Here is a 22,503-nt window from a genome sequence, read left to right as displayed (position 1 = left end):
ACTGCTTTCGGGTCAACCGCTTTCCTGTCAACTGCTAAGTAACTTTACCCAACTTCCCCAGGTTCAACAATTCGTTGGAACAAATAACCGGTTCCCCGCGCCGTTAAAATTAATTCTGGATTGCTGGGGTCGTCTTCCAACTTTGCTCTGAGCCGGGAGATGTGAACGTCCACTACGCGGGTGTCTACGTGGCGTTCTGGCGTGTATCCCCAAACTTCTTGCAAAATTTCCGATCGCGAAAAAGGTTCTCCAGAACGGCTGACAAGCAGCTCTAACAAGCTAAATTCCATGCCCGTGAGCCGGATTCGTTCGTCGCCTTTGTAAACTTGGCGCTTGTTGGTGTCAATCCTAATATTAGTGACTTGAATGACTCCTGAACTGGGAATCCCGGAAGCGCCGTTTTTGTCAACCCGGCGCAGTACGGAACGGATGCGGGCTTCTAGTTCTTTGGGAGAGAAAGGTTTGACGACGTAATCGTCGGCTCCTAATTCTAAACCGGTGATGCGATCGGCAACATCTCCCAAAGCAGTTAGCATAATTATAGGTACGTCGGATTCCTTGCGTAACTCCTGACAAACGCCGTAACCGTCGAGCTTTGGCATCATTACGTCCAAAACCACCAAGTCTGGTTCGCTGTTGCGAAAAGTTTCGAGAGCTTCTTCGCCGTCAGCAGCGGTGACGACATCGTAGCCAATCATGGAAAGGCGAGTCTCCAGAATGCGCCGGATACTGGCTTCGTCATCGACTACCAGAATTTTTTCTTTATGGTTTTCCAATTTACCGAGCACTCCTTAAGTTACATTTCAGATAATGTTAATTTTTTGTACCCTATCATAGAAGCTACAGATTGAATCATTGGTGGCGATCGATCTGAAAGCTTTATAATTGCTTTAACTCAGATTTTTCTAAATGTTAGGGTGACTATTTATCATCATAAACAATGCCTAAGCCTCGAATACAATATATTTGTCGGGAATGCGGCTATGATTCACCACAATATTTTGGCAGGTGTCCTAGCTGTCACAAGTGGGATTCTTTTGACGAGCAGTTAGAACAACCTACTGCTGGTGGGCCGCGGGCCAGTTTGACCGGGGTGACAACTAAGACAGCGGGCGGTTCGCCTCCTGATAAGTCGAAGGGTCAACCGAGGGTATCTTTTAGATTATCGCAGATTGCTGACCAAACTCAGTCTCGCTGGCCTTCGGGTTACGGGGAGCTCGATCGAGTTTTGGGAGGCGGGATTGTTCCGGGCTCGCTGGTGTTGATTGGCGGGGAACCGGGTATCGGGAAATCGACGCTGCTTTTACAGGTGGCGAATATGTTGGCGCGCAAGGATCGGATACTGTACGTGAGTGCGGAGGAGTCTGGCCAACAGGTGAAGTTGCGATCGCAGCGTTTGGGCGTGGCTAATCCGGTTGATTTGTCAAGCAATGGCGGACATAAATCTGCGACTAACGGTGATGCTAAAGCCGATTTGGAAGACAACTCAGCCGAGAATTTCTACTTGCTTCCCGAGACGGATTTAGAAGTAGTTTTGCGGGAATTGGAATCGCTGAAACCGAATGTGGCGGTGATTGACAGCATTCAAACTATTTATTTTGCTAGTTTAACATCGGCTCCGGGTTCGGTGGCTCAGGTGCGGGAATGTACTTCGGCTTTGATGCAGGTGGCGAAAAGGGAAAATATTACTTTATTTATTGTGGGTCACGTTACTAAGGATGGAGGTTTGGCGGGGCCGAGGGTTTTGGAACATTTGGTAGATACTGTACTTTATTTTGAGGGCGATCGCTTTGCTTCTCACCGACTTTTGCGATCGATGAAAAACCGTTTTGGCGCTACTCACGAAATTGGCGTTTTTGAAATGGTAGCACAGGGTTTGCGAGAAGTAGACAATCCGTCGGAGTTGTTTTTAGGCAACAAAGATGAATTTTCTCCCGGTACTTCTACGACGGTTGCTTGCGAAGGAACTCGACCAATTTTAGTGGAAATTCAGGCGTTAGTTAGTCCTGCGAGTTTTGGTTCGCCGCGCCGCTCTACTACTGGTGTTGATAATAGTAGATTGCAGCAAATTTTAGCTGTTTTGGAGAAAAGGGTGGGGATTCCTTTGTCTAAGTTGGATACGATTGTGGCGTCGGTGGGCGGGTTGAAGGTGGAGGAACCGGCGGCGGATTTGGCAGTTGCGATCGCCGTTGTAGCTAGTTTTCGCGATCGGGTGGTTGATGCGCGCACTGTTTTGCTGGGGGAAGTTGGTTTGGGGGGACAAGTGCGGCCGGTTTCGCAATTAGAGTTGCGGCTGAGGGAGGCGGCGAAATTGGGGTTCAAAAGGGCGATCGTTCCTAATAATCAACCTGTTCCAGATTTGGGGATGCAGATTGTGCCGGTAGCGAAAGTAATCGATGCAATTATTGCGGCAATTCCGGCGACTCCGGCTCAGTTGCAGTCAGATGATTTGGAGGAAGAGGATTTATCGAATTGAGTTAGAATAGTGATGTTGTCAATTGAGATTAAGGAGGCAAAAATTATGTATCAAGTAGACATTATTGAGGCAAAAGAAAAACTGCTTGAATTAATTGAAGCGGCGATGAGAGGTGAAGAAGTTGCCATTAGTAAAGATAACCAGCCTGTTGTAAAATTGGTAGGGATACCGCCAGCTAATAAGAAGCGGTGGCCATCCAAAGCTGGGAGTGCTAAAGGCATGGTTTGGATGTCTGATGATTTTGACGAACCGCTAGAAGAATTTAAGGAGTACATGGAATGAGGTTGTTGTTGGACACTCATACTTTTATTTGGTATGTCACGGACAACCCTAGACTTAGCGCCAATGTCAAACTGCTAATTGAAGATGAAAATAACGAGAAGCTAGTCAGTATAGCTAGCATCTGGGAAATGGCAATTAAGCACAGCATAGGCAGGCTAAACTTTAGTCTGCCTTTTATGGAGTTTGTCAGACAGCAACTCAGTGTTAGCAATATCGGGCTACTGGAGATTAATATCAACCACATTGAGGTTGTGGCTTCACTGCCTTTGCATCACCGCGATCCATTTGACAGGCTGATAATTGCCCAATCTATGGCGGAACAGATACCTGTTTTGAGCGTTGATGCTATTTTTGATGCTTATGCGATCGCGCGGCTGTGGTGAATTAAGTTAGTATAAAAATAAAGAGGCAAAAAGGAGGTAATAGCAACGTGAGCGTTAGATTACATCCCCATGCTCAAGCACGATTGAGTGAGGTGCAACTGAGGCAGAAGTAATTGCTACTGTAGAAAGTGGTACAACTTTTCCGGCTCAATTTGGTAGAACCGGATTTAGGCGCAACTTTTCCTTCAATGCTGAGTGGCAGGGAAAAGTTTATGCTATGAAGAAAGTGCAGGATCGCAGCGTCAGAAGGCGAAGACTGGATAATTATCACTGTAATTGTCAAATTATTTTGAGCAGGAGGTTCCCGTGAAACTGACTTACGATCCGAGATACAACGTAGCTTATATATACCTGCAAGAAAAAACTCCACAGGTAGAAACTATCCAGGTTAGCGAGCAAATGAATGTAGATATTGCCCCAGATGGTACTATTTATGGAATTGAATTACTCAATGCCAATCAACAATTAAGGGCGGATAGTCAAGGAAAACTGATTGTTGTCAACGAAGCTTTAGGAGAATATTCCGAAATTCAGCTTGCACTTTAATGGAATTGAAAACAATCAGTAAAAATGTGGTTGCTGGATGAATGCTAGGAGTAACATCAAATGATTCAAACTAACTGGCAATGCGTACACACCCTTCACGGGCATTCATGTTCGGTAACTTCTGTTGTCATCACTCCCGACGGACAGACTGTAGTTAACGGAAGTTCTGATAGCACAATTAAGCTGTGGAACCTCAACACAGGGCAAGAACTTCACACTTTATCAGGACATTCACAAGGGGTTACATCCATTGCCCTCGCCCCTGATGGCCAAACTCTTGCTAGCGGCAGTAAGGACAAAACTATCAAGCTTTGGAATCTCAGCACTAAAGAGGAAATTTACAGCATCACCGGACATTCAGACATAATTACTTCTGTAGTTATCAGCCCCGACGGGAAGACTCTGGCAAGTGCCAGTGAAGACACAACTATCAAACTTTGGAACCTTAGAAATGGAGAAGAAATTCGGACTTTAAAGTGGCCAGTAGAAGTATTTTATAGTTTGGCTATTTTATTCAGCCCTGACGGAAAGATTCTACTTAGTAGCAGTGCAGATGATTATGTTTCTCTAAGTGCAGTAGCTTTTAATTTAACCACTGGAGATGAAATCTGGACAAAGCATTGGCAGGAGGGTATGGACTCTGTTTATGCGATCGCTGTTAGCCCCGATGGAGAAACTTTTGCGACTTTGCACTGTGTGGGAACTATTAAGCTGTGGAATCTCTACACGGGAATAGAAATCTATACTCTTGCGGAAAATTCAATGGGGGACTTCTGCTTAGCTTTTAGCCCTGATGGGAAAATTTTAGCAAGTGGCGGGTGGGATTCTGGCAGCGAAGAGAATAGTACGGAACCTGGTATTATCGAACTTTGGAATCTCGATACCAGAGATAAAATTTGCAGTCTCTTGGGGCATTCATGGGGAGTTTACTCTGTGGCTTTTAGCCCGGATGGGCAGACTCTGGTTAGTGGAAGTGATAACAAAACTATCAAGATTTGGCAAAGAGATTTATAATCGTGCGAGTTTTTTTATAACTCAAGGAATTAGAAAGTAAATCACAAACTGAATAATGTTGTAAAAAAATTGACCTAAAAATTATGAAAGCATACGAGTTTCCCGCAAAAGTAACAGATGAAGGGAAAATAGAATTTCCCGATACTATCTTAAAATACTTGACAGCTAACCAAGAAGTCAGAGTTATTGTTTTGGTGCAAGAACCAACAAACTCCGAAGCCGATGAAGTAGAGGAAAAAAAAGATTGGCATCGTCTTGCCGCCCAACAATTCTTTGCCGATTTCAGCGAAGCAGACGCAATTTACGATGAGGAGTGAGCTATGACTAATTATTAGTTTGGAGAATTAGTTATAGTCGCATTCATCTTTGCAGGTACAACCGAAACTAAACGCCGTCCTGGTTTGATACTGTTGGACACGGGAGATGAAGACACGATCGTTGCTAAAATAACCAGTCAAATCCCTCGTACAACCTTTGATGTCGAAATTCAGGAATGGCAACAAGCAGGATTAAAGCGACCTTCAGTGGTTCGCTTACATAAACTGAACACATTACAAAAAAGTTTAGTGGAAAGGAGACTGGGAATATTAACCCCAGATGATTTGGCGCAAGTGCGAGATAGAGTCAAACAAATCTGGTCTTTTCTTTGATGAACATACAAGCTCGCAAGCTTCTTCACCCCAACATGAAAAAATCCAAAAGACATAAAAATCAGTGGTCAAATGAACTCAACGATATCATTCGAGGCGCGTCGGGCGGCTTTTTGTTTGGGATTCCGCTGCTGTATACGATGGAGGTTTGGTGGATTGGTTCGCACAGTAAACCGATCGACATTTCGATCGCAATTGCAACTACTTTTATTGCCGTTTTCTTGCTGGTTCGCACTGAAGGTTTTCGCAAAACAAAAGACATTGGCTGGCTAGATGCTGCAATGGATACTGTAGAAGCGATCGCGATCGGCATTGTCGGTGCGACTTTTGTTCTGTTTTTGCTCAGGGAAATTAGGCTGGAGACTCCGCTGCAAGAAGCTTTGGGGAAAATCATCTTTGAAGGGTTGCCGTTTGCTTTGGGAGTAGCACTAGCAAGCGGTTTCTTGAGCGGCGATCGCTATCAAAGTTCAGACAGCGACAGCGAAGCTACAATTAATCCAACTGTAGCAGATATCGGCGCTACTTTAATCGGCGCGATGATAATTGCTTTCAACATCGCCCCGACAGATGAAGTTCCCATGTTAGCCGCAGCTATTTCGCCGCCTTGGCAATTAGCAATTATTGCCGCTTCGCTGCTAATTTCCTACGGTATTGTGTTTGTAGCAGGCTTTACTTATCAAGCAAAACGGCAGCAGCAGCAAGGGATTTTTCAGCGTCCCCTCAGCGAAACTGTGATGGCGTATTTAGTGTCGCTGGCGGCTTCTGCATTTATGCTGTTTTTCTTCCAAAAACTCAGTTTTGACGACCCGTGGTCGATTTGGTTGAGCTATACGTTAGTATTGGGATTGCCGGCGACAATTGGCGGTGCGGCGGGGAGGTTAGCGGTATGAGTGAAAAAGATAACGAACAGCAAGAAAAAAGAACTCCTGCTGAATGGGTGACATTTGCGATCGCCTGCTTCATCCTTTCTACTCTCACCGGACTTGTACTTTACAACTGGGTGACTAAAAAGCAGGAACCTCCGGCAATTTCTGTGGCTCGGAACGCGCCAATTCGCGAAACTCAAGGGCAGTTTTACGTGCCGTTTACAGTTACTAACACGGGCGGCGAAACGGCTGAATCTGTGCAAATTATTGCCGAACTGCGAGTCAACGGCGAAGTGTTGGAATCCGGCGACCAACAAATTGACTTTTTGTCAAGTGGCGAAACTCAAGCAGGAGCTTTTATATTCAGTCGCAACCCCAGTCAAGGTGAATTGATCGTGCGATCGAGCAGCTACAAACTACCTTAACCAAGTTTTTTTCACCAAGTTTTTTGAATATGGACTCTCACATTCAATCATATCTGCGGTTTGCCGCCAGCAGCCAGCGCGATACCGCCCACATCGGCCCATTCCTCGCCACCTTCAGCCGCAGCAGCGATAATCCCTTTCTCAACTACGCCATTCCCGACAACAGCGCCGCGCCTTCGCCCGCCGATGCAGCCGCCCTAATTTCGGCCTATGAAGGGCGCGGGCTCTCGCCTAGGCTGGAGTACGTCGAGAGGTTAGCACCGCTAGTAGAGCCGGCATTAACCGCCGCTGGCTTCACTGTTGAAGGCCGTTTCCCCCTCATGGTATGCACTCCTGGCGCTGAAAAAGCCCTCCCCATCCCGGAGAATATCGAGCTGATCGTACCAACTTCTGACAGCGAGATCCGGGATACCGTCACTGTCCAAAACGAGGCTTACGGCGCTTTTCCCCCAAGCTTTGAGGATGTCGATCGCCTGCGCGAGAGTTTGACAATGGGTTCGATTGCTATTTTGGCGCGCGATGCGGTAACGGGGGAACCCGCAGGGGCGGGACAGTTGACGGTGCCGGGGGAGATGACAACTGAGATTGCGGGGATTGGCGTGCGCGCGCCTTTCCGCCGCCGGGGTATCGCCGGAGCCCTCACCGCGCGGTTGCTGCGTGAGGCTTTCGCGGCGGGCGTTTCTGTGGCTTTTATTACACCGGGACATGATCAGGAAGCGCGCATCTACAGCCGTGCTGGTTTTGTCCCGGTTGGTGAAATTCTGCACATTTGGCGATCGTCCGTTGAAGTAGGTTCGTAGTAAGGACTTTAGTCCATTGAAGTAGGTTCGTAGTAAGGACTTTAGTCCTTGACTGATTGAATAAGGACTAAAGTCCGAACGATCAAACAAGTTTATGAAACTTGCTATACAAGCATTTTTCCTTCTTCCTTCTTCCTTCTTCTACTGCTTCACTTGATTATTTTCCCACTTCCAAACACAACTAGAAATTAAATTTGTACAGATATGAGCCGTAATTGGCACCAACAAATTTCCAGTAGCTAAAACACTGTAACCCAACAGCAATCCCACAGCCGTTGCCCAAACAGCATAAGGCCATTGATCCGTGCCTCCCAAGTGCAGAATGCCGAAGCAAGAACTTGATAAAATTAAACCAGTAAAATTCATTCCCAAAGCAGACAGCATCACGCCTCGAAATAGCAATTCTTCGCTAAGTCCCGGTAGGAGTCCCAGCCAAATTAAATCCGGCCAAAATAGCGGTTTGAGGACTACTTCTAGGTAAACGTCTGCACTCCGGCGATAACCGGGCCAGAGGCGATATACGATCGCACTGCCGGTTGTAATTGCCAGTCCGATCGCGCATCCTGCGAGCAAATCCATTGCGATCAATTTGACGGGCAAAAGCGATACCGATCCAAATAGCAACCACAATTTAGCTACCGCCAGCAACATAATGGCCGTCACGCCCATTGCTACTAAAACTTGGGTGCGCGTCAAGGGTTCAATTTCAGGATTTTCGGGAATTTTTTCTGCCACTTAATCACTTTTAGATTTGAGGTTTTAGATTTGAGATTTGTTTAGTTGAGTCAGCCAAACAACGCAGGGACGAGATGTCTGCACCCAAGGAAGCTGGACTGATGCCGGCTCGTAAAGCGACCAAGACTCCGATCGCCTCTAAATATGAGTTTACCTGCAAAGCTTTGATTCCGAGTTTTTCTGGAGTAGCCTGCATCTGGGTTTTGTTGTCGCCGACAGCGATAATTTGTACCGACGATCGCCCGCTCAAACTCAGGATAGCACTGCCTCCGCAGGCTGTGGCGGGTATGACCACCGCATCGACTCGATCGGCCCACAAGCTATGGGACTGGAAATCTCGCCTGTTTGCATAGAATTTCTCTGTTGTGGGGTGGGCATCTTGCCCGCCCTTTGTTGTGGGGTGGGCATCTTGCCCGCCCAATACCTGGGACAGGCAAGATGCCTGTCCCACAGCAGGGGTGACAAACTGCGGTGCTTTGCTGAGCCCTGCGAGCACGCAAGGTAAAAAAGTATACCCGATTTCTTCAGCAGCCGATCGCGGGGAAAGCTGCGGATCGAGGGGAAGCGCAGACAGCGCCGGGGCGTGGGCGCAGGGAATTTTAAAAGTTCTGACAATCAGGTGGCTGATGACAGCTTCCGCGCCAGCGAGGGGGTCAACTCCTTTGCCGCGGCGGTAGTTGGCGAGGGCGAGACTGTCTGCGTCGTCGGGAAATCTGGCCACAACGGCGATCGCCTCGACTTTTGCTTGTCGGATCAATTTTTCGGCCGCGCGCAATAAACTGTCGGGATTGCCGATCGTCCCCCAGGATGCCCCTGATTCTGAAATACGCAATTCTACTTGCAGGGGGCGATCGGTTAAAACACAATCAGTTATGTTCAAGCCCAATGTAGCTCTACAAGCATCAACGGCTTGCAAGTGGCGCAACTGCAACTCTGGTTCGATGCCCGCATCTAGGATTAAGCCGATGCGATTTTGATGTACCGGTTGCAACCCCCAGCACCCGGCAGCAAATTTGTCAAGGGCGTAACCTTCGACGTAGAGAGCGTTAGGTATCGGCCAATACAGTTGAGCGCCGTTGAGGACGTTGGGGTGAGTAATCAAGGTATCTGAAATTTGGGCGATCGCCCTAGCCACCGGTAGCGCATCGCCTGCAAAGCCACCAATCGAGGCTCCAACGCCTGTGGGGACTATCAAAACCGTTGTAAAAGGAGGGGGGTTCACGCTGCTGCGGGGGATGCTTCCACGAGCACGTAGCCTTCTACCACAGCTTTTTGGCGATCGACATCCACGTCTGTAACAGCCCAGCGCAGGGGTTCCCCGTGCTTTTGCAGTTCAATTTCAATAGCCGAGTGCAATTCTTCGGCGGTATCGTGGAGGTCAACTTCTGCGGAAATGAAATGGGTGGTCATTGGGCGATCCATAATGGTTTTACCGCGATCGATACTTAGGTCAATTTTAGTTTATTTCTAGGATTTACCGAACTGGCGAGCGTAGACAATATCTTCTTTTTCGGTTTCTATCTTCAAGTTCGATCTCGGATAAGCAACGCACAGCAACACGTAACCTTCCTTTTGGAGCTCGGGACTAACACCCATGCAATCAGTTTGTTCGACTTTGCCTTCAATAACTTTAGCAGCGCAGGTGGTACAAACCCCTGCATTGCAAGAACTTGGCAACTCAATGCCGGCGGCGTTAGCGGCGCGCAGAATTTGTTTGTCTTCGGGAACTTCTACGGTGTAGGTATTGCCTTGGTGAAGTAATTCAACGGTGTAAGTCTTGGACATATTTTGATTATTGGTTTTAATGGCGATCGGAATTTACGCTAAATTTGCAAACAAAGCAATAAATATATTACCGCTGTCGGCGACTTTGTGCAAATTTAAAACTACACTGTTTATTGCCAATAACTTTCATTAACTTAACTAGCAGTGCGATCGCGTCCAGCCCCGCAAGCTACGGCATTTTGTCAAGCATTTTTTCACAAACAATCGCAAACAGCACGGGCGAACTCTGCCAGAAAGCAGTTAAATATAACTAATTAACCAATATTTGCCATCAACCCAACAACTCATCAACAGCAACACTAAAACCCGGTAGAACTAACTGAGTGCTGATTGTAGAACCCAAGTTAAAAGCTAACTTTTGAGATTGAATCACAATCATTATCCAGCGACTCTCAGGAAAAACAATCCAAACTTCCAAACAACCAGAATCTAAATACTCTTGTGCTTTCAGAAAAACATCTTCCGCAATATCAGTAGGAGAAACAATTTCCGCAACCAACAGCGGACTTTGAGGAAAAGTAGGAACATCGCCATATTCAGCAACAAGTTCAGCCGTCAAATAAGCAACATCAGGGCGACGCACTCGCCTGTCAGTGCGACAAGGAACTTCCGTATAGACTTCGCCACCTTGTCCGCTAGATACCTTGTAACTTCTCCAAGAAAAATCCAGTCTAGATTGGATTCTACTGTGTTTTACTGTCATGCCATTTTTCTCCGCGATTTGCCCGTCCACCCATTCCATATCGTCCGGGGGATTAGCTATAAAGTCTTCTAGAGAAACATTTTCTGATAAAACGGCTACCATTACCATAATTATTTACTCCCTGTTGCAGAATTCACTGATATTGTAGTGCTTTTTGCGATATCTTCACTGACTGGACTTGCGGAAAACCTATATATCCTACCAATACCCAATTTACTCAATATTAATTTGATTGGGAGGCTTCGGTTGATTCTGCTTGTCATCCCTCAAAGTTTTGCGTCCCGAACTAGCATAATCCTTGTACAAATCCACAAACATTTTCATCAACTGCTGCAAAGAAATTTGTTCCCCATTAATTTGAGCTTTCGTATAAGTTTTAAGCACTTCAATGTAAGCCAAACCGAGGGCCAGCGTCAGAGTTGCCGCCGTTGCACCGGAAATAGCTCCGCCGACAACAGTACCAGCACCGGGAATCATTTTAATCAAATTAGTCACAATACTTCTACCAACAGCAGTAACCCCGCCAGCACCGCTAATCGCAGACAGCATCGCCGAAATAAATCCCTTATCAAAAGGCATTCCAAAAATCACAGTAATATTCGCAATCATTGCCGTTTGCATCGTCATCAAAATCGGCGCATCGGCAAACGGTACAGGAGTCGCACCGACAATCGCAGAACCGGCAACATAACCAGTTACATACTTAAATGCCATGTCCGATTTGAGCGCAATATTTGCAATTTGTTCTTTCACAAAAGCTTTTTGAGCTACTGCAGGCAGCAGTTGAAAAGTTGCATCTACTAATTTTTCTAAACCGTGAGCTTTTACTGTATAATTCTCATCAATTTCTTCCGGTTCTGCCATCACCGGGATGATTTGACTGACTGGCAAATTCATATGTTCCAGTTGCTTGAAAAACTCGCTGGGCTTTTTCGATGTAGTTTGAGTCAGAACTAAAATCACTGGTACATCTTTGACTTCCATTTCTTTTAGCCAGTTTTCTTCCACAGATTCTATTCTATTAGCGCTGTGATTGATGCAGTACCAAATGACGTGAATGTGTTCTTTGGGGTGCAGGAGTCTTTGGTCTTCAATTAATTTAGCAACGTTTAATTGAATGATTTTAATTTGTTCGGCGTTGAGTTCGAGTCCCGGAGTGTCGTAAACTGCGATCGGGCAATTCGGTTTAGTATATTGACGAATGCCTTGAGTGACGGGGCGGCCGACTCCAGTTTCTGCTAAGCGCTGGCGAAAAACAGCATTAATCAGGGTACTTTTGCCTACGCCTGTTTTACCGATGACTAAAACATTGCACTGTCCCACTTGGTTTTCTGCATCTTTGAAGGCTTCGTAGCTGTTGATTAAAAGCTCGTCTAGGGAAAAGTCTTCTGACATGGCGGTTTATAGAATGGTGGGATATTAAGAATTAAGCATTCATTTTTAATTTTAAGCCCACCGAATCGAATTCGGGGAGTTTACGGGCACACAAACGAAGTCCGCGCAACGCGAGACTGGGGGAGTCTCAAGGATATTGTAGCAATTTGATTTCAGCCGTAGGGTGCGTCGCTATCTACAATCCTCAAAAAAAGCGATAATCTCCCAGCGACGCACCGGTGCGGACAGTCTTTGTGGAAGCAAACTGAACACCGATTATTTTTGCAAAACTTTGATAAATTGGTATTAGTTTAAGCTAACAGTCGATCGACCTCAATGCTAAAACCGAGCAAGATTTGTTGAGTGCTAGCAGTATCGCCGGATCTAAATGTCAATATTTGATTTTGAGTCATCACGAATATCAAACAACTTTCTGGAAAAACTAGCCAAACTTCCTGACAGCTAGATGCTAAATATTCCTGTGCTTTGAGAAAGATATCTTCAGCAATATCGGTGGGTGAAACTATTTCGGCAATTAAGGGAAAGCTTTGGGGTAAAGTGGCAAGATTGCCAAATTGTGCAACTAATTCGGGTGTGAGATAAGCGACATCGGGGCGGCGAATTTGTTGGTTAGTGCGACAAGGAACTTCGACATAAGCTTCTCCTCCTTGTCCGCTGGAATCTTTGTAGTCTCCCCAGTAACGACTTAGCCTTGACTGAATTTTACCCGTCTTTAGTGTCATGCCATTTTTCTCCACAAGTTGGCCGTCTACCAATTCCATGTTGTCGGGCGGCTTGATGATGAACTCTTCTACAGTAAAATTATCCTGTACAGCAGTAGCAGTGACCATAGTCATTTCCTCGCTTTTGCATATTCACTTGTTACTATTATGAGCGATCGGTACAGAGAAGGATATCTGATTCAATTATTCAATATTTTCAGGATTTTCAGATTGATCGCACTCAGGCGGTAAAAAATCAGGATTAAGAACTTCTTCTCCAGTAAAAGGAGACTCTGGGGGAAATATCGCAATAGATAAACCTGTTTCATCGGCGGCTAATTCCCTAGCATCTTGATAAGATTCATTAAAAATATCTTCAAAAAAGCGATATAAACTCGGACTGGTTTTGAATGTATCTCGGATGCGTTGACGATGTTCGCGAATGGTGTACACCCAACTATTTGTACGTTTTTCTGGCTGATATTTATACTTAAGCAAGTGCATTAAAAGTACCCTCAAATTACTTTTTAAAGCATTCTTATCGCCTCTCCCCATGCTTTCCAGTTCTTCTAGTAAGTTCTCTAAATCTATTTCGGCAAACTTTCCCTCTTTTAATAAGTTGATAGTTGCCTGTAACCATAGATTAAAATCCTGTTCATAAAGGGATGTTGTTGCAGTTGTTATTGATTGAATAGTTGTCATTTTGTTTGACTCCCTTTCTCTTCTCTAGACATAAGTGTAACATATTCGATAATTTATCGCTGAAGTTAGCTTTACGGGCCAAAATGAGCCGAATTATGCAAAAAGTGCGATCGGTTTGTTTAAAGCTATGGAAAACTACTTTTAAATTTCCTGTTTCATCTAAGCCTATTATGATGTTCGATCAAACCTTCACCAATGGCGCAAACTCCTCTAACTTCACTTGTAGGTCATCCACCAGCATTAAATGATAGCTTTCTGTAGCTTTCAATTTTTGGAAAACATAACTAGCAAAATCATCACGCCACTTTTGCCTATCAAGTTCATTCGAGATATTCAGCGCTCTGATTGATAGGTTATAAGGGTATTCTTCAAATTTGATATCTCGATCGTTTTCAAAATCATGCTTTCCTACAGTAAGAGTGATTGTTGAGTTGTGAAATTCATACCAGTTTTCAGTACCATCAGAAATCAGCTCGAACTTGAGAGCCAATATAAACTCTAATTCTTTGATTAAATGTTCGAGTCCTTGGGGAAAGTCTACAAAAATATCTAGTGTGCGAGACATAAAAAACCTCCTTCATTGAAACTCAGTAAAAGTGATGTCATAGCGATCGCCAATAATTCGGACGCTATCAATTTTTCCGCGTGTAATATTTTTCGCCCTCTGCAAACCTCGTTCAGCCTCAGCCTCTATCAACCCAGATTCCCTAGCATCTATAATTATATCTCTAGCCTGTCCGCCTCGTCTAATCGAGTTGTTGATCTGATTTTTTACTGTCGCGCTTGTAGCACCGGCATCCAGACTTTTGAATTCAGTGTGTTTTCCATCTACCTCAGCATCGGGATTTCTACCTCCATCGGTTTTTTCTACCAAGGATTTAACATTCTTGCCCTCTCTTTCCAGAAATTCAGCGATCGCTCTTTCTGCTGCACCAAAAGCTCTTTCTGATTCATCAATACTGCCACAATTAGCCGAATTTTGCTTAGGGGTTTGGTTAGTCCCGTTATTCACCATTTTTGGTTATTTAAAATTTTGGTGAATTATCGCACATTATGAGCCAAGTCACTTGAGAAAAGGAACCGGGTTTCTCACTTAGTCAATACAATGATTCCTCTCCCATCAGGTTCTACTATTACCCTAATACTAACACTATCTCTAGTTCCTTCAATCTGCCATCTTACGGGATTACCAGCAAAGAAGTTACTTAAACTTTTAGCAAAGACTTAAGATAAGTATAAACTCTGAAACAATAAATTATCTTTGATTTTCTGACAATTAATGGTACTTTTGCAAGAAGCCTGCTATTACTATTATGAGCGGTAAAGACGATGATTTTATCCCATAACCATTGTAAAATTAAGTTGGCATTGAGAATACATTGATGTCACATTGAATAGGATTCTTTGAGTTTTTCTAGCTTTTTCTTTATTAAATCGATATCATTAATTTTTAATAGTTCGTCAATTTCTTCTAATTGCATCTTCTGCATCTTCTTCTTACCTTTTTCTAGCCCTTTTTTGTAATTCGGATCGTTGAGCATTTTCATAACTTCGTTTTCAAACTTATTTAGAGTTGCATACTCTAATTTAGGGTATTCATTCCTTTCTCTATATTCCTCATACTTTTTCTCAGCTATTTTTATCTCTTTATACTCTTCTTTCTCAAGGATTTCACAAATATCATCAGACTCATAAGTTACATTTACTTGAAATCTTACAAAACATCCTTGTGTATTTTCTTGATCGGAACTATGAGACACGATTTTAACAATTTGGAATATCTTGTTTTCTGTTGAAAATAAGAGGCATAAAGAACCTTCGCGAAAATCCTCTTTCGCTTCCTCTAGAGTTGTGGGTGACGAGTGAAAACAATTTATCTTCTCCCTACCATTAACGAGATTAGTTGCCTTGGCAATAAGAGCACTATCAGTCAAGACACCTAGTTCAATGAATTTACCAGCTTGTGGTGTGCTGGTTATCGGTGCTTGATCTTGAACATACTTAGATTCTGCTTTAACGAGAGGTTGGGGAGCTTCATTTTGATTTTCAGGAGACTCTTCATTATAGTTATTAATTTTTTCTTCAAATTCCTTAATTTTTCCCCCCCATGAATTATATTGATTGTTCTTGTACTCGTTAATTATTTTTTCCCATAAATTATATTCATTAGAATCAATATATATCTTAGACAAACGAGCAATTAATGTTTTTGTTAAATTTAAGTTATGGATACTAATACATAATTCTCCATCACATTCAAGACCTGCCTTGGTTAGATTAGATGACCCTATGATAGAAAACCCTATTTCTCTATTGTCACGACGACCTAAAAAACAATAGGCTTTGATATGAAAGTTATTTTTGGGACAGATAAGAACAGGCTTAGCTTTAATCTTTGTTGATTCTTTGATAAATTTCAATAAATTTTGAATATCACTAGGGTTATTAAAATTATCTTTTTTTCCGATCGCAATCACAACTTCCGTATTTTCATTTAAATAAGGGTGTAGAAGAATTTTTTTTACTTTTTCCACCCCATAATCACTAACAAAAGCAGAAAACAGATAAATTTTATCCCAAGAGTATTCTTTACAATTTAATAAAAAATCTATGGTCGTTTGCAAGCTTTTTTGACGGTCTTCCAAAATTACAAATTTTCTAATAACACTCATTGTAAATTACTCCAATTAATTGATATAAAACATTTTAGGCAAGATGTAAACCACAATTTGATTATCTTCCCTAAAACTGCGCGATCGCACCTAATAAAATTGACTAAAAACATAATCAGCCAACTTAGTCAAAGCCTACTTCGACTCCGACGGCGGGAACCCCACCAAACGCATAACCGCAGACTGAGCGGACTTAGCCTGTAATTCCCGCGATCGCCTCTGCTGGTTGGATGTTTGAAAGGTTACTCATGGGCTTAACGAGGGATAGAGAGGGAAGCACATTGAGAAATTATAACTGTTGCTGTTGAGCTCGAACCAATTTTTTGAATATTTGTGGCAGAACCCTAGCGGGCGGGCACGCACCATCCACCGCCCCTACAGGAAGGGACTGGAGTTTATGGGAGTTACGCACAGCAAAGAAACCGGGTTTTTCACTTGGTTAAAGGCTGGGCGTGCAGTATTTTCTCAAAAAAACCCGGTTTCTAATCACCCGTGTGTAAGTCATAAATTTAAAAATGTTCCAGCAGATATTTCTCTTGTGCGTAAACCTTTCGCAGCGACTCCACAGCTATTCGACTTAACATCAATTTAATCAATCCCACCATTTTCCCCCACTCGAACAATTCAGCAACACAAACAGCTTTATGAAATTTCTCCGCATAGAAATCCACCCAAAAATTCGGCGCGTGTCTCTGTTTCTGACTCGCCATCCGCCGCTTCCAGTAACCAAAGTCTAAACCCGATGGCGATTCCACTCCCAAAACAGGCGGAAAGTCGGCATAACTGACGAAGCGACTCATCCCTTGGGCGTGCACGTACAGGATATGCGCCCAGCACTCGAAGCGATATATTTGTTCTACCTTGATTTTCAGCAGCCGCGCGATCGCCTCTTTTGTCACAAACCGGCTCAATCTGTTTCTGGGGGTTGATTTTGGTCGAAAGCTTGCTAACATAGTTGATACATCCCACTTGATGGGAATTTAAGTTGAACAGGCGATCGTCTTTAAGTTTTGCAGACGTTGGGGCGATCGCTTTTTACGATAAAACCATCCTATGATGGTGTACCATCATTTGTCAAGTATGGGTTTAGTCAGGTTAAAAGTCAGAGAACTAGCTAGCGAGAAAGGCTGGACGTTGAAAGAAGTTTCAGAACGATCGGGAGTAATTTACAGCACCGTCAGACACTACGCCCGCTGTCCGGGAGTGTCAACTATTGATTTCATTTCTATACACAAATTGGCTCGCACCTTTGATGTAATGATTGAAGACTTGGTGGAAATTGTGCAGGAGTGAGCGATCGCTTTTTACGATAAAATTTTATCCCAGAGTAAATCTAGTTTTTTGTCAATGGGTTTAATTAGATTGCGGGTTCGAGAATTCGCTGCCGAAAAGGGCTGGACTCTAAAAGAAGTTTCAGAGCGATCGGGCGTAGTCTACAGTACGCTCAGAACCTATGCCCGATCGCCCGGATTAGCAACTGTTGACGTGACAGCCTTGCACAAGGAAAGCGAGGACTTTTGATTTGTCGATCGAAGATTTGTATGAGATTGTGCAGGAATAGTCGATCGCTTTTACGAACTAATTATCCAGTCAATATTGCTCGACAGTTGCTAGCATCTGATTGACAGACTCACCCCGTTGTAGCGCTTCCCAATCAGATGTAACAGGTTGGTAAGAACAGTAACACACCAAAATTCGCTCCTCAGTATCCAAATCAGAAAACTGCTGAACGCGAGTAACTACCCAATCTCCATCTTTCCCGTGGGTGACTCCATTACCGGGGTCAGATAGATTTTCATAATCGCGAGTTTTGTCCCCTACTTGAGGAATTTCTGGGTTTTCTTCCCAAGTCCAATTTTCCCAAAGTATATTAGTGAGACCGCCCCTCGGCATAAGCTGACGTTGTTCCCAGCCGGGAGCACTCATGCTTTCGGTTTTGTAGACAATCCAGATTTTTTTTGCCATTTTTCCTCCCTTTCCTTTAATCTTGGTAATCTTGCCACATATCCTGAAACGAGGTTTGTTCCCCGTCAAACACGCAAGCCACATCAGGGGGGGTGTTACGAGTCACTCGGATTTCTTTTAACCGCCAGTGGTATTTTTCGCCCATCTTTTCACAGAGTTCGGGATCTGTAACATGGTGTACGTTTTCTGGCTTTGGATTCGGTACGCGATCGCTCCTCACTTCAGACTTCCCTTACAGTTTAAAAACTAAATGTCTTGTCCTGTATGCGATCGCTCCACCACTGCACACAGCAGCTATGTGTTGTTTTGGTTTTGACTTGCTTCTATTTTTGGTTGCTCAGCCTTCATGACATATTGCTCCATAAATTCCAGCAAAACATCCCTCATATTTTTACCGTCCCTAGCAACAGCCGACTTAAATCGGTTCCGCAATTCCGGCGGCATTTGTACTCTAATAGCCACAGTCTTGTTTTCATCCATACAGGCTCAAGGCTTTACAACATATACATTGTGACATTTTTATGTAGTTTGCCTAAAAACCAGCTTTTTGCATACAGGTGCATTGTTTTAACAATATGCCTTAGTGCATACTAATGCAAGAGTGCAATAAATGCCGTTTTCCGCGAAAAACGCTCTGTAGCGTTAATTTAAGTCATTTAGGTATGATTTACGCTCATAAACCCGGTTTCTGCAAAAAATCTTGAGTTTGGCTTTGTTAGTACATGGTGGTCAATTTTAACAAGTTTATAAATAAAAAAAGCGCCTGAGTTCCCCCAGACGCATAGCATAAAATCTACAAATTGTCAAGCTCAACCTAACCGTTCAAAGCCTCAGCGCCGCCGCAAACTTCCAGGATTTCCTGAGTAATTGCCGCTTGCCGCGCCTTGTTATAAGTCAGCGTCAAACTACCAATCAAATCGCTAGCATTCTCACTAGCATTGTTCATCGCCGTCATCCGCGCAGCCAACTCGCTCGCAGCAGACTCTTGCAAAGCCCGCAGCAATTGGTTGTTCAAATACAAAGGCAACAGTGCCTCCAGAATTTGCGCCGGATCTTGCTCGAAAATCATGTCCTTGGGCAAACTCTTCGTAGGTGCAGAAACCTTTTCCCGCGACACTTGAAACTGTCCGCCTTTTGTTGTCAAGCGGAAGATTTCATCATCGGGAGTTTCCAAACCTTGGGGGTCGAGGGGTAGTAAGGTTTGAATTACCGGACGCGAACTAATTAGCGACACAAACTTGGTGTAAATTAGTTCAACTCTGTCCACAGTTCCCGACAGAAACAAAGACAGCAGTTCGTCAGCTATTTGTGCAGCTTCCGGTGCAGTCGGAATTTGTTCCAAGTTAGCGTAAGTAGCATTGATCGGCTGTTCGCGGCGCTGGAAATACTGAGTAGCTTTGCGTCCTACCAACACGAATTTGTAGTCTAAGCCTTCAGCTTTGATTTCCTTAGCGCGATTTTCGGCGTATCTGATGATGTTGGCGTTGTAGCCGCCGCACAAACCCCGATCGCCCGAAACTACCAAAAGTCCCACTGTCCTAACTTCGCGTTTTTTCAGCAGCGGTAAATCCTGGCTTTCAAACTGCAAGCGTTCCGCCAAACCGTACAATACCTCTGCGAGGCGATCGGCAAAAGGCCGAGTAGCAGTCACCTGTTCTTGAGCGCGCCGCACCTTAGCAGCAGCCACCAAACGCATTGCTTCTGTAATCTTTTTAGTGTTCTTGACCGACTTAATGCGATCGCGAATAGTTTTCAGATTTGCCATAACTTTCTCCTTTTTCCTTAGCTTTTATTTCTGAGTTCTTAGTTCCCAGCCATCAGTTTTTAAATTTAGCTGCGGTAGAGACACGGCCTTTTCTATTGGTATCAATTTTCAGACTGAAACCAGATGTCTCTATCGTTTTTCTCAAAGTCTCGATCCCCCTCGCATCCCCCGAAAGCAAGGGGGACTTTGAGTGTTTCTAGTCTCTCCCTGATAGTCGGGAGACTTTGAATACTCTTGTCCCCCCCTTATTAAGGGGGACTTTAAATGCTTCCAGTCTCTCCCTGATAGTCGGGAGACTTTGAATACTTTTGTCCCCCCCTTATTAAGGGGGGGGCTAGGGGGGATCTGCGACGTAACTAATGACCAATGACTAATGACTGATGACTAATTACGCAGAAACTAAGAAACTTTGCTTGTATTCTGCGATGCCTTCTTTCAGCAGCTTCTCAGCTTCATCAGTCAAAGCTTTTCCGCCTTGAACTATTTCGCCGTACTTCGGCTTGCTAGTCCGCAAATAATCCCGCAAACCGACGGTAAACTTGGTGACTTTTTCCACAGGAATGTCATCCATGTAGCCGTTAATACCTGCATAAATCACAGCTACTTGTTCGTTCATCGGCAGCGGTGAATTTTGCGGTTGTTTCAACAGTTCGCGCAACCGCTGACCCCGGGCCAATTGGTTTTGAGTAGATTTATCCAAGTCAGAAGCAAATTGAGAGAATGCTGCCAATTCTTCAAACTGTGCCAATTCCAATTTCACTTTACCAGCTACTTTTTTCATCGCCTTTGTTTGAGCCGCCGAACCTACCCGCGATACTGAAATACCTGGGTTTACTGCCGGACGCAAACCTGCGTTGAACAAGTCGGAAGAAAGGAAGATTTGACCGTCGGTAATCGAAATTACGTTAGTAGGAATGTAAGCAGAAACGTCCCCAGCTTGGGTTTCGATAATTGGCAAAGCAGTCATGCTGCCTTCGCCCAAATCGTCGCTCAATTTAGCAGCGCGTTCTAGCAAGCGAGAGTGCAGGTAAAACACGTCTCCGGGATAAGCTTCGCGACCGGGAGGACGGCGCAGCAACAGCGACATTTGGCGGTAGGCTTGTGCTTGTTTTGAAAGGTCATCGTAAACGATCAAAGTGTGCTTGCCTTTGTACATGAAATACTCGGCCAAGCTGGCACCGGTGTAGGGAGCCAAATATTGCAGTGTGGCGGGGTCGCTAGCGTTAGCTGCTACAACGATCGTGTAGTCCATTGCGCCCTTTTCTTGCAGGACGTTGACGATGTTAGCTACTGTAGAAGCTTTTTGACCGATCGCCACGTAAACGCAAATTACATCTTCCGATTTTTGGTTGATGATCGTATCGATAGCTACCGCAGTTTTACCAGTTTGACGGTCGCCGATAATCAGTTCCCGCTGTCCTCTTCCCACAGGAATCATCGCATCAATAGCAGTAATTCCTGTTTGCATCGGTTCGTAAACCGATCGGCGAGAAACGATACCAGGTGCCGGAGACTCAATCAAGCGAGATTCAGTAGTTTTAATATCGCCTTTGCCGTCAATCGGACGCGCCAAAGCATCTACTACCCGGCCCAACATTGCTTCACCAACCGGGACTTCGGCAATTCTGCCAGTAGCAGTAACTGCCGAACCTTCTTGAATGCCGAGGCCTTGTCCCATCAACACTGCACCGACGTTATCTTGTTCGAGGTTTAGTGCAATGCCCACGGTGCCGTCGGCAAATTCTAGCAATTCGCCAGACATGGCTTTATCCAAGCCATAAATCCGGGCAATACCGTCACCTACTTGCAGAACTGTACCGACGTTAGAGACTTTTACATCTTGGTCGTACTGCTCAATTTGCTGGCGAATAATGCTGCTAATTTCGTCAGGTCTGATTGCTGCCATGTTAATTATTATGTGTCAGTTGTCAGTTGTCGTTCGATGTTTTCGGCAAGAAAGAATTGAGATTTGGTAGTAAGAATTTAGGACTAACAACTCGAAAACATAAATTCACTTATTCCTGCTTCCTCTTTGATACTTCCTGCTTCCTGCTTCCTGCTTCCTGCTTCCTGCTTCCTGCTTCCTTAAATCAGGAACTCAAGCGAATTCCCAGACGGCGCAATTGTCCCCGCAGGCTGGCATCAATTACTTGAGAGCCTACTTTGATTACCACACCACCGATTAAATCTGGGTCTATTTTGGTTTCAATTTCTACATTTCGAGCGCTGGTCATCGCCTGCACTTTCTCACGAACACTCTGCAATTGAGCATCTGAAAGCGGGACTGCAGATGTAACTTCACCCAATACTGTTTGGTTTAGTTCTCGGAGTTTGGCCAAGTATTGTTGACCAATTCCTTCTAAAAAAAGAATCCTTCCTTTGTCTACTAAAAGATTCAGAAAGTTGTACATCAAGGGGTTCATTTCTTCACCCGCTATTTGCTTAATTACGGTTTTTTTAGCATCCGATTTTACCAGCGGATTGGCTAAAAATTGACGCAAATCTTCCGAATTTTGTAGCAGGTCAAGTAAAGAACGAATGTCTTCGCCGAACTTCTCTGAGAGATTGCTGGACTGAGCCAGTGACATCAAGGCAGATGCGTAAGGCTGCAAGACTTCTGTGCTGACTGTACTCACGT

General features: G+C 44.5%; 30 protein-coding genes and 1 pseudogene. 12 read left to right on the top strand and 19 right to left on the bottom strand.

Annotated features, from left to right (window positions below):
- Positions 1 to 44: 44 nt before the first annotated feature.
- Entirely contained in the window at positions 45 to 776 is a 732-nt protein-coding gene (rpaB, locus tag IQ270_RS04610) for a response regulator transcription factor RpaB (protein ID WP_193972076.1), read from the bottom strand.
- Positions 777 to 940: 164 nt separating this feature from the next.
- Here rpaB and radA point away from each other — a divergent pair, with 164 nt between their 5' ends.
- The 10 genes from radA to IQ270_RS04560 all read left to right on the top strand — a co-directional run bounded on the left by radA (position 941) and on the right by IQ270_RS04560 (position 7,442).
- Positions 941 to 2,476, top strand: coding sequence for a DNA repair protein RadA (radA, locus tag IQ270_RS04605; RefSeq protein ID WP_193972075.1), 1,536 nt, complete (start codon positions 941 to 943; stop codon positions 2,474 to 2,476).
- A 45-nt stretch (positions 2,477 to 2,521) separates the two neighbouring features.
- The gene (locus tag IQ270_RS04600; protein WP_193972074.1) at positions 2,522 to 2,758 is read left to right on the top strand and encodes a type II toxin-antitoxin system Phd/YefM family antitoxin; all 237 of its coding nucleotides are present in this window, start codon (positions 2,522 to 2,524) and stop codon (positions 2,756 to 2,758) included.
- The gene (locus tag IQ270_RS04595; RefSeq protein ID WP_193972073.1) at positions 2,755 to 3,141 is read left to right on the top strand and encodes a type II toxin-antitoxin system VapC family toxin; all 387 of its coding nucleotides are present in this window, start codon (positions 2,755 to 2,757) and stop codon (positions 3,139 to 3,141) included. The genes IQ270_RS04600 and IQ270_RS04595 overlap by 4 nt, the downstream gene beginning before the upstream one ends.
- Positions 3,142 to 3,447: 306 nt before the next feature.
- Entirely contained in the window at positions 3,448 to 3,687 is a 240-nt protein-coding gene (locus IQ270_RS04590; protein ID WP_193972072.1) for a DUF2283 domain-containing protein, read from the top strand.
- A gap of 60 nt (positions 3,688 to 3,747) precedes the next feature.
- The gene (locus IQ270_RS04585) at positions 3,748 to 4,701 is read left to right on the top strand and encodes a WD40 repeat domain-containing protein (RefSeq protein WP_193972071.1); all 954 of its coding nucleotides are present in this window, start codon (positions 3,748 to 3,750) and stop codon (positions 4,699 to 4,701) included.
- A gap of 83 nt (positions 4,702 to 4,784) precedes the next feature.
- Positions 4,785 to 5,018, top strand: coding sequence for a hypothetical protein (locus IQ270_RS04580; RefSeq protein WP_193972070.1), 234 nt, complete (start codon positions 4,785 to 4,787; stop codon positions 5,016 to 5,018).
- 33 nt (positions 5,019 to 5,051) lie between these two features.
- Positions 5,052 to 5,351 carry a type II toxin-antitoxin system PemK/MazF family toxin gene (locus IQ270_RS04575; RefSeq protein WP_339384291.1) on the top strand — a complete coding sequence of 100 codons (300 nt, stop codon included), beginning with the start codon at positions 5,052 to 5,054 and terminating at the stop codon, positions 5,349 to 5,351.
- Between the two features lie 35 nt (positions 5,352 to 5,386).
- Positions 5,387 to 6,241 (top strand): TIGR02587 family membrane protein, encoded by an 855-nt coding sequence (locus IQ270_RS04570; protein ID WP_193972069.1) that lies wholly within the window; start codon positions 5,387 to 5,389, stop codon positions 6,239 to 6,241.
- A complete protein-coding gene (locus tag IQ270_RS04565) occupies positions 6,238 to 6,642 on the top strand; it encodes a TIGR02588 family protein (protein WP_193972068.1) in 405 nt (134 codons plus the stop codon). The genes IQ270_RS04570 and IQ270_RS04565 overlap by 4 nt, the downstream gene beginning before the upstream one ends.
- Positions 6,643 to 6,671: 29 nt before the next feature.
- Positions 6,672 to 7,442, top strand: coding sequence for a GNAT family N-acetyltransferase (locus IQ270_RS04560; RefSeq protein WP_193972067.1), 771 nt, complete (start codon positions 6,672 to 6,674; stop codon positions 7,440 to 7,442).
- 141 nt (positions 7,443 to 7,583) lie between these two features.
- Here the strand turns inward: IQ270_RS04560 and IQ270_RS04555 are convergent, their stop codons facing one another.
- The 12 genes from IQ270_RS04555 to IQ270_RS04500 all read right to left on the bottom strand — a co-directional run bounded on the left by IQ270_RS04555 (position 7,584) and on the right by IQ270_RS04500 (position 17,088).
- Positions 7,584 to 8,177, bottom strand: coding sequence for a CPBP family intramembrane glutamic endopeptidase (locus IQ270_RS04555; protein WP_193972066.1), 594 nt, complete (start codon positions 8,175 to 8,177; stop codon positions 7,584 to 7,586).
- A gap of 10 nt (positions 8,178 to 8,187) precedes the next feature.
- Positions 8,188 to 9,399 carry a DUF3326 domain-containing protein gene (locus IQ270_RS04550; RefSeq protein ID WP_193972065.1) on the bottom strand — a complete coding sequence of 404 codons (1,212 nt, stop codon included), beginning with the start codon at positions 9,397 to 9,399 and terminating at the stop codon, positions 8,188 to 8,190.
- On the bottom strand, positions 9,396 to 9,587 hold the full coding sequence (locus tag IQ270_RS04545; RefSeq protein WP_193972086.1) for a hypothetical protein: 192 nt from the start codon (positions 9,585 to 9,587) through the stop codon (positions 9,396 to 9,398). The genes IQ270_RS04550 and IQ270_RS04545 overlap by 4 nt, the downstream gene beginning before the upstream one ends.
- A 57-nt stretch (positions 9,588 to 9,644) precedes the next feature.
- On the bottom strand, positions 9,645 to 9,962 hold the full coding sequence (locus tag IQ270_RS04540) for a 2Fe-2S iron-sulfur cluster-binding protein (protein WP_193972064.1): 318 nt from the start codon (positions 9,960 to 9,962) through the stop codon (positions 9,645 to 9,647).
- Positions 9,963 to 10,233: 271 nt separating this feature from the next.
- Entirely contained in the window at positions 10,234 to 10,773 is a 540-nt protein-coding gene (locus IQ270_RS04535; RefSeq protein WP_193972063.1) for a Uma2 family endonuclease, read from the bottom strand.
- Between the two features lie 105 nt (positions 10,774 to 10,878).
- A complete protein-coding gene (locus IQ270_RS04530; RefSeq protein ID WP_193972062.1) occupies positions 10,879 to 12,060 on the bottom strand; it encodes a YcjF family protein in 1,182 nt (393 codons plus the stop codon).
- Positions 12,061 to 12,350: 290 nt separating this feature from the next.
- A complete protein-coding gene (locus IQ270_RS04525) occupies positions 12,351 to 12,890 on the bottom strand; it encodes a Uma2 family endonuclease (RefSeq protein ID WP_193972061.1) in 540 nt (179 codons plus the stop codon).
- 75 nt (positions 12,891 to 12,965) lie between these two features.
- Positions 12,966 to 13,463, bottom strand: a complete 498-nt coding sequence (locus IQ270_RS04520) for a DUF29 domain-containing protein (RefSeq protein ID WP_193972060.1) — start codon at positions 13,461 to 13,463, stop codon at positions 12,966 to 12,968.
- 181 nt (positions 13,464 to 13,644) lie between these two features.
- Entirely contained in the window at positions 13,645 to 14,028 is a 384-nt protein-coding gene (locus IQ270_RS04515) for a hypothetical protein (protein WP_193972059.1), read from the bottom strand.
- Between the two features lie 12 nt (positions 14,029 to 14,040).
- Positions 14,041 to 14,478: a hypothetical protein gene (locus tag IQ270_RS04510; RefSeq protein WP_193972058.1), complete on the bottom strand. Its 438-nt coding sequence runs from the start codon at positions 14,476 to 14,478 to the stop codon at positions 14,041 to 14,043.
- 370 nt (positions 14,479 to 14,848) lie between these two features.
- Positions 14,849 to 16,135 carry a phospholipase D family protein gene (locus tag IQ270_RS04505; protein WP_193972057.1) on the bottom strand — a complete coding sequence of 429 codons (1,287 nt, stop codon included), beginning with the start codon at positions 16,133 to 16,135 and terminating at the stop codon, positions 14,849 to 14,851.
- A 509-nt stretch (positions 16,136 to 16,644) separates the two neighbouring features.
- Entirely contained in the window at positions 16,645 to 17,088 is a 444-nt protein-coding gene (locus tag IQ270_RS04500) for a hypothetical protein (protein ID WP_193972056.1), read from the bottom strand.
- 127 nt (positions 17,089 to 17,215) lie between these two features.
- Here IQ270_RS04500 and IQ270_RS04495 point away from each other — a divergent pair, with 127 nt between their 5' ends.
- Together IQ270_RS04495 and IQ270_RS04490 are read left to right on the top strand one after the other, a co-directional pair.
- Complete coding sequence (locus IQ270_RS04495; RefSeq protein WP_190735550.1) at positions 17,216 to 17,428, top strand: helix-turn-helix domain-containing protein; 213 nt, start codon at positions 17,216 to 17,218, stop codon at positions 17,426 to 17,428.
- A 54-nt stretch (positions 17,429 to 17,482) separates the two neighbouring features.
- Positions 17,483 to 17,696: pseudogene (locus IQ270_RS04490) on the top strand (helix-turn-helix domain-containing protein).
- A 29-nt stretch (positions 17,697 to 17,725) separates the two neighbouring features.
- Here IQ270_RS04490 and IQ270_RS04485 read toward each other — a convergent pair.
- From IQ270_RS04485 to atpH, 6 genes are all read right to left on the bottom strand, one after another.
- Positions 17,726 to 18,100: a hypothetical protein gene (locus tag IQ270_RS04485; RefSeq protein WP_193972055.1), complete on the bottom strand. Its 375-nt coding sequence runs from the start codon at positions 18,098 to 18,100 to the stop codon at positions 17,726 to 17,728.
- Between the two features lie 16 nt (positions 18,101 to 18,116).
- Positions 18,117 to 18,320 (bottom strand): hypothetical protein, encoded by a 204-nt coding sequence (locus IQ270_RS04480; protein ID WP_190657376.1) that lies wholly within the window; start codon positions 18,318 to 18,320, stop codon positions 18,117 to 18,119.
- Positions 18,321 to 18,394: 74 nt separating this feature from the next.
- A complete protein-coding gene (locus tag IQ270_RS04475; RefSeq protein ID WP_193972054.1) occupies positions 18,395 to 18,580 on the bottom strand; it encodes a copy number control protein in 186 nt (61 codons plus the stop codon).
- Between the two features lie 334 nt (positions 18,581 to 18,914).
- Entirely contained in the window at positions 18,915 to 19,865 is a 951-nt protein-coding gene (locus IQ270_RS04470) for a F0F1 ATP synthase subunit gamma (RefSeq protein ID WP_193972053.1), read from the bottom strand.
- A 388-nt stretch (positions 19,866 to 20,253) separates the two neighbouring features.
- Positions 20,254 to 21,771, bottom strand: a complete 1,518-nt coding sequence (gene atpA / locus IQ270_RS04465; RefSeq protein WP_193972052.1) for a F0F1 ATP synthase subunit alpha — start codon at positions 21,769 to 21,771, stop codon at positions 20,254 to 20,256.
- 184 nt (positions 21,772 to 21,955) lie between these two features.
- Positions 21,956 to 22,501: an ATP synthase F1 subunit delta gene (gene atpH, locus IQ270_RS04460; RefSeq protein ID WP_193972051.1), complete on the bottom strand. Its 546-nt coding sequence runs from the start codon at positions 22,499 to 22,501 to the stop codon at positions 21,956 to 21,958.
- Positions 22,502 to 22,503 lie beyond the last annotated feature (2 nt).

This window comes from Microcoleus sp. LEGE 07076 (assembly GCF_015207455.1).
In the GTDB taxonomy this organism is placed as follows: Bacteria; Cyanobacteriota; Cyanobacteriia; order Cyanobacteriales; family Microcoleaceae; genus Microcoleus.
This window is presented reverse-complemented; position numbering and strand designations above follow the sequence as displayed.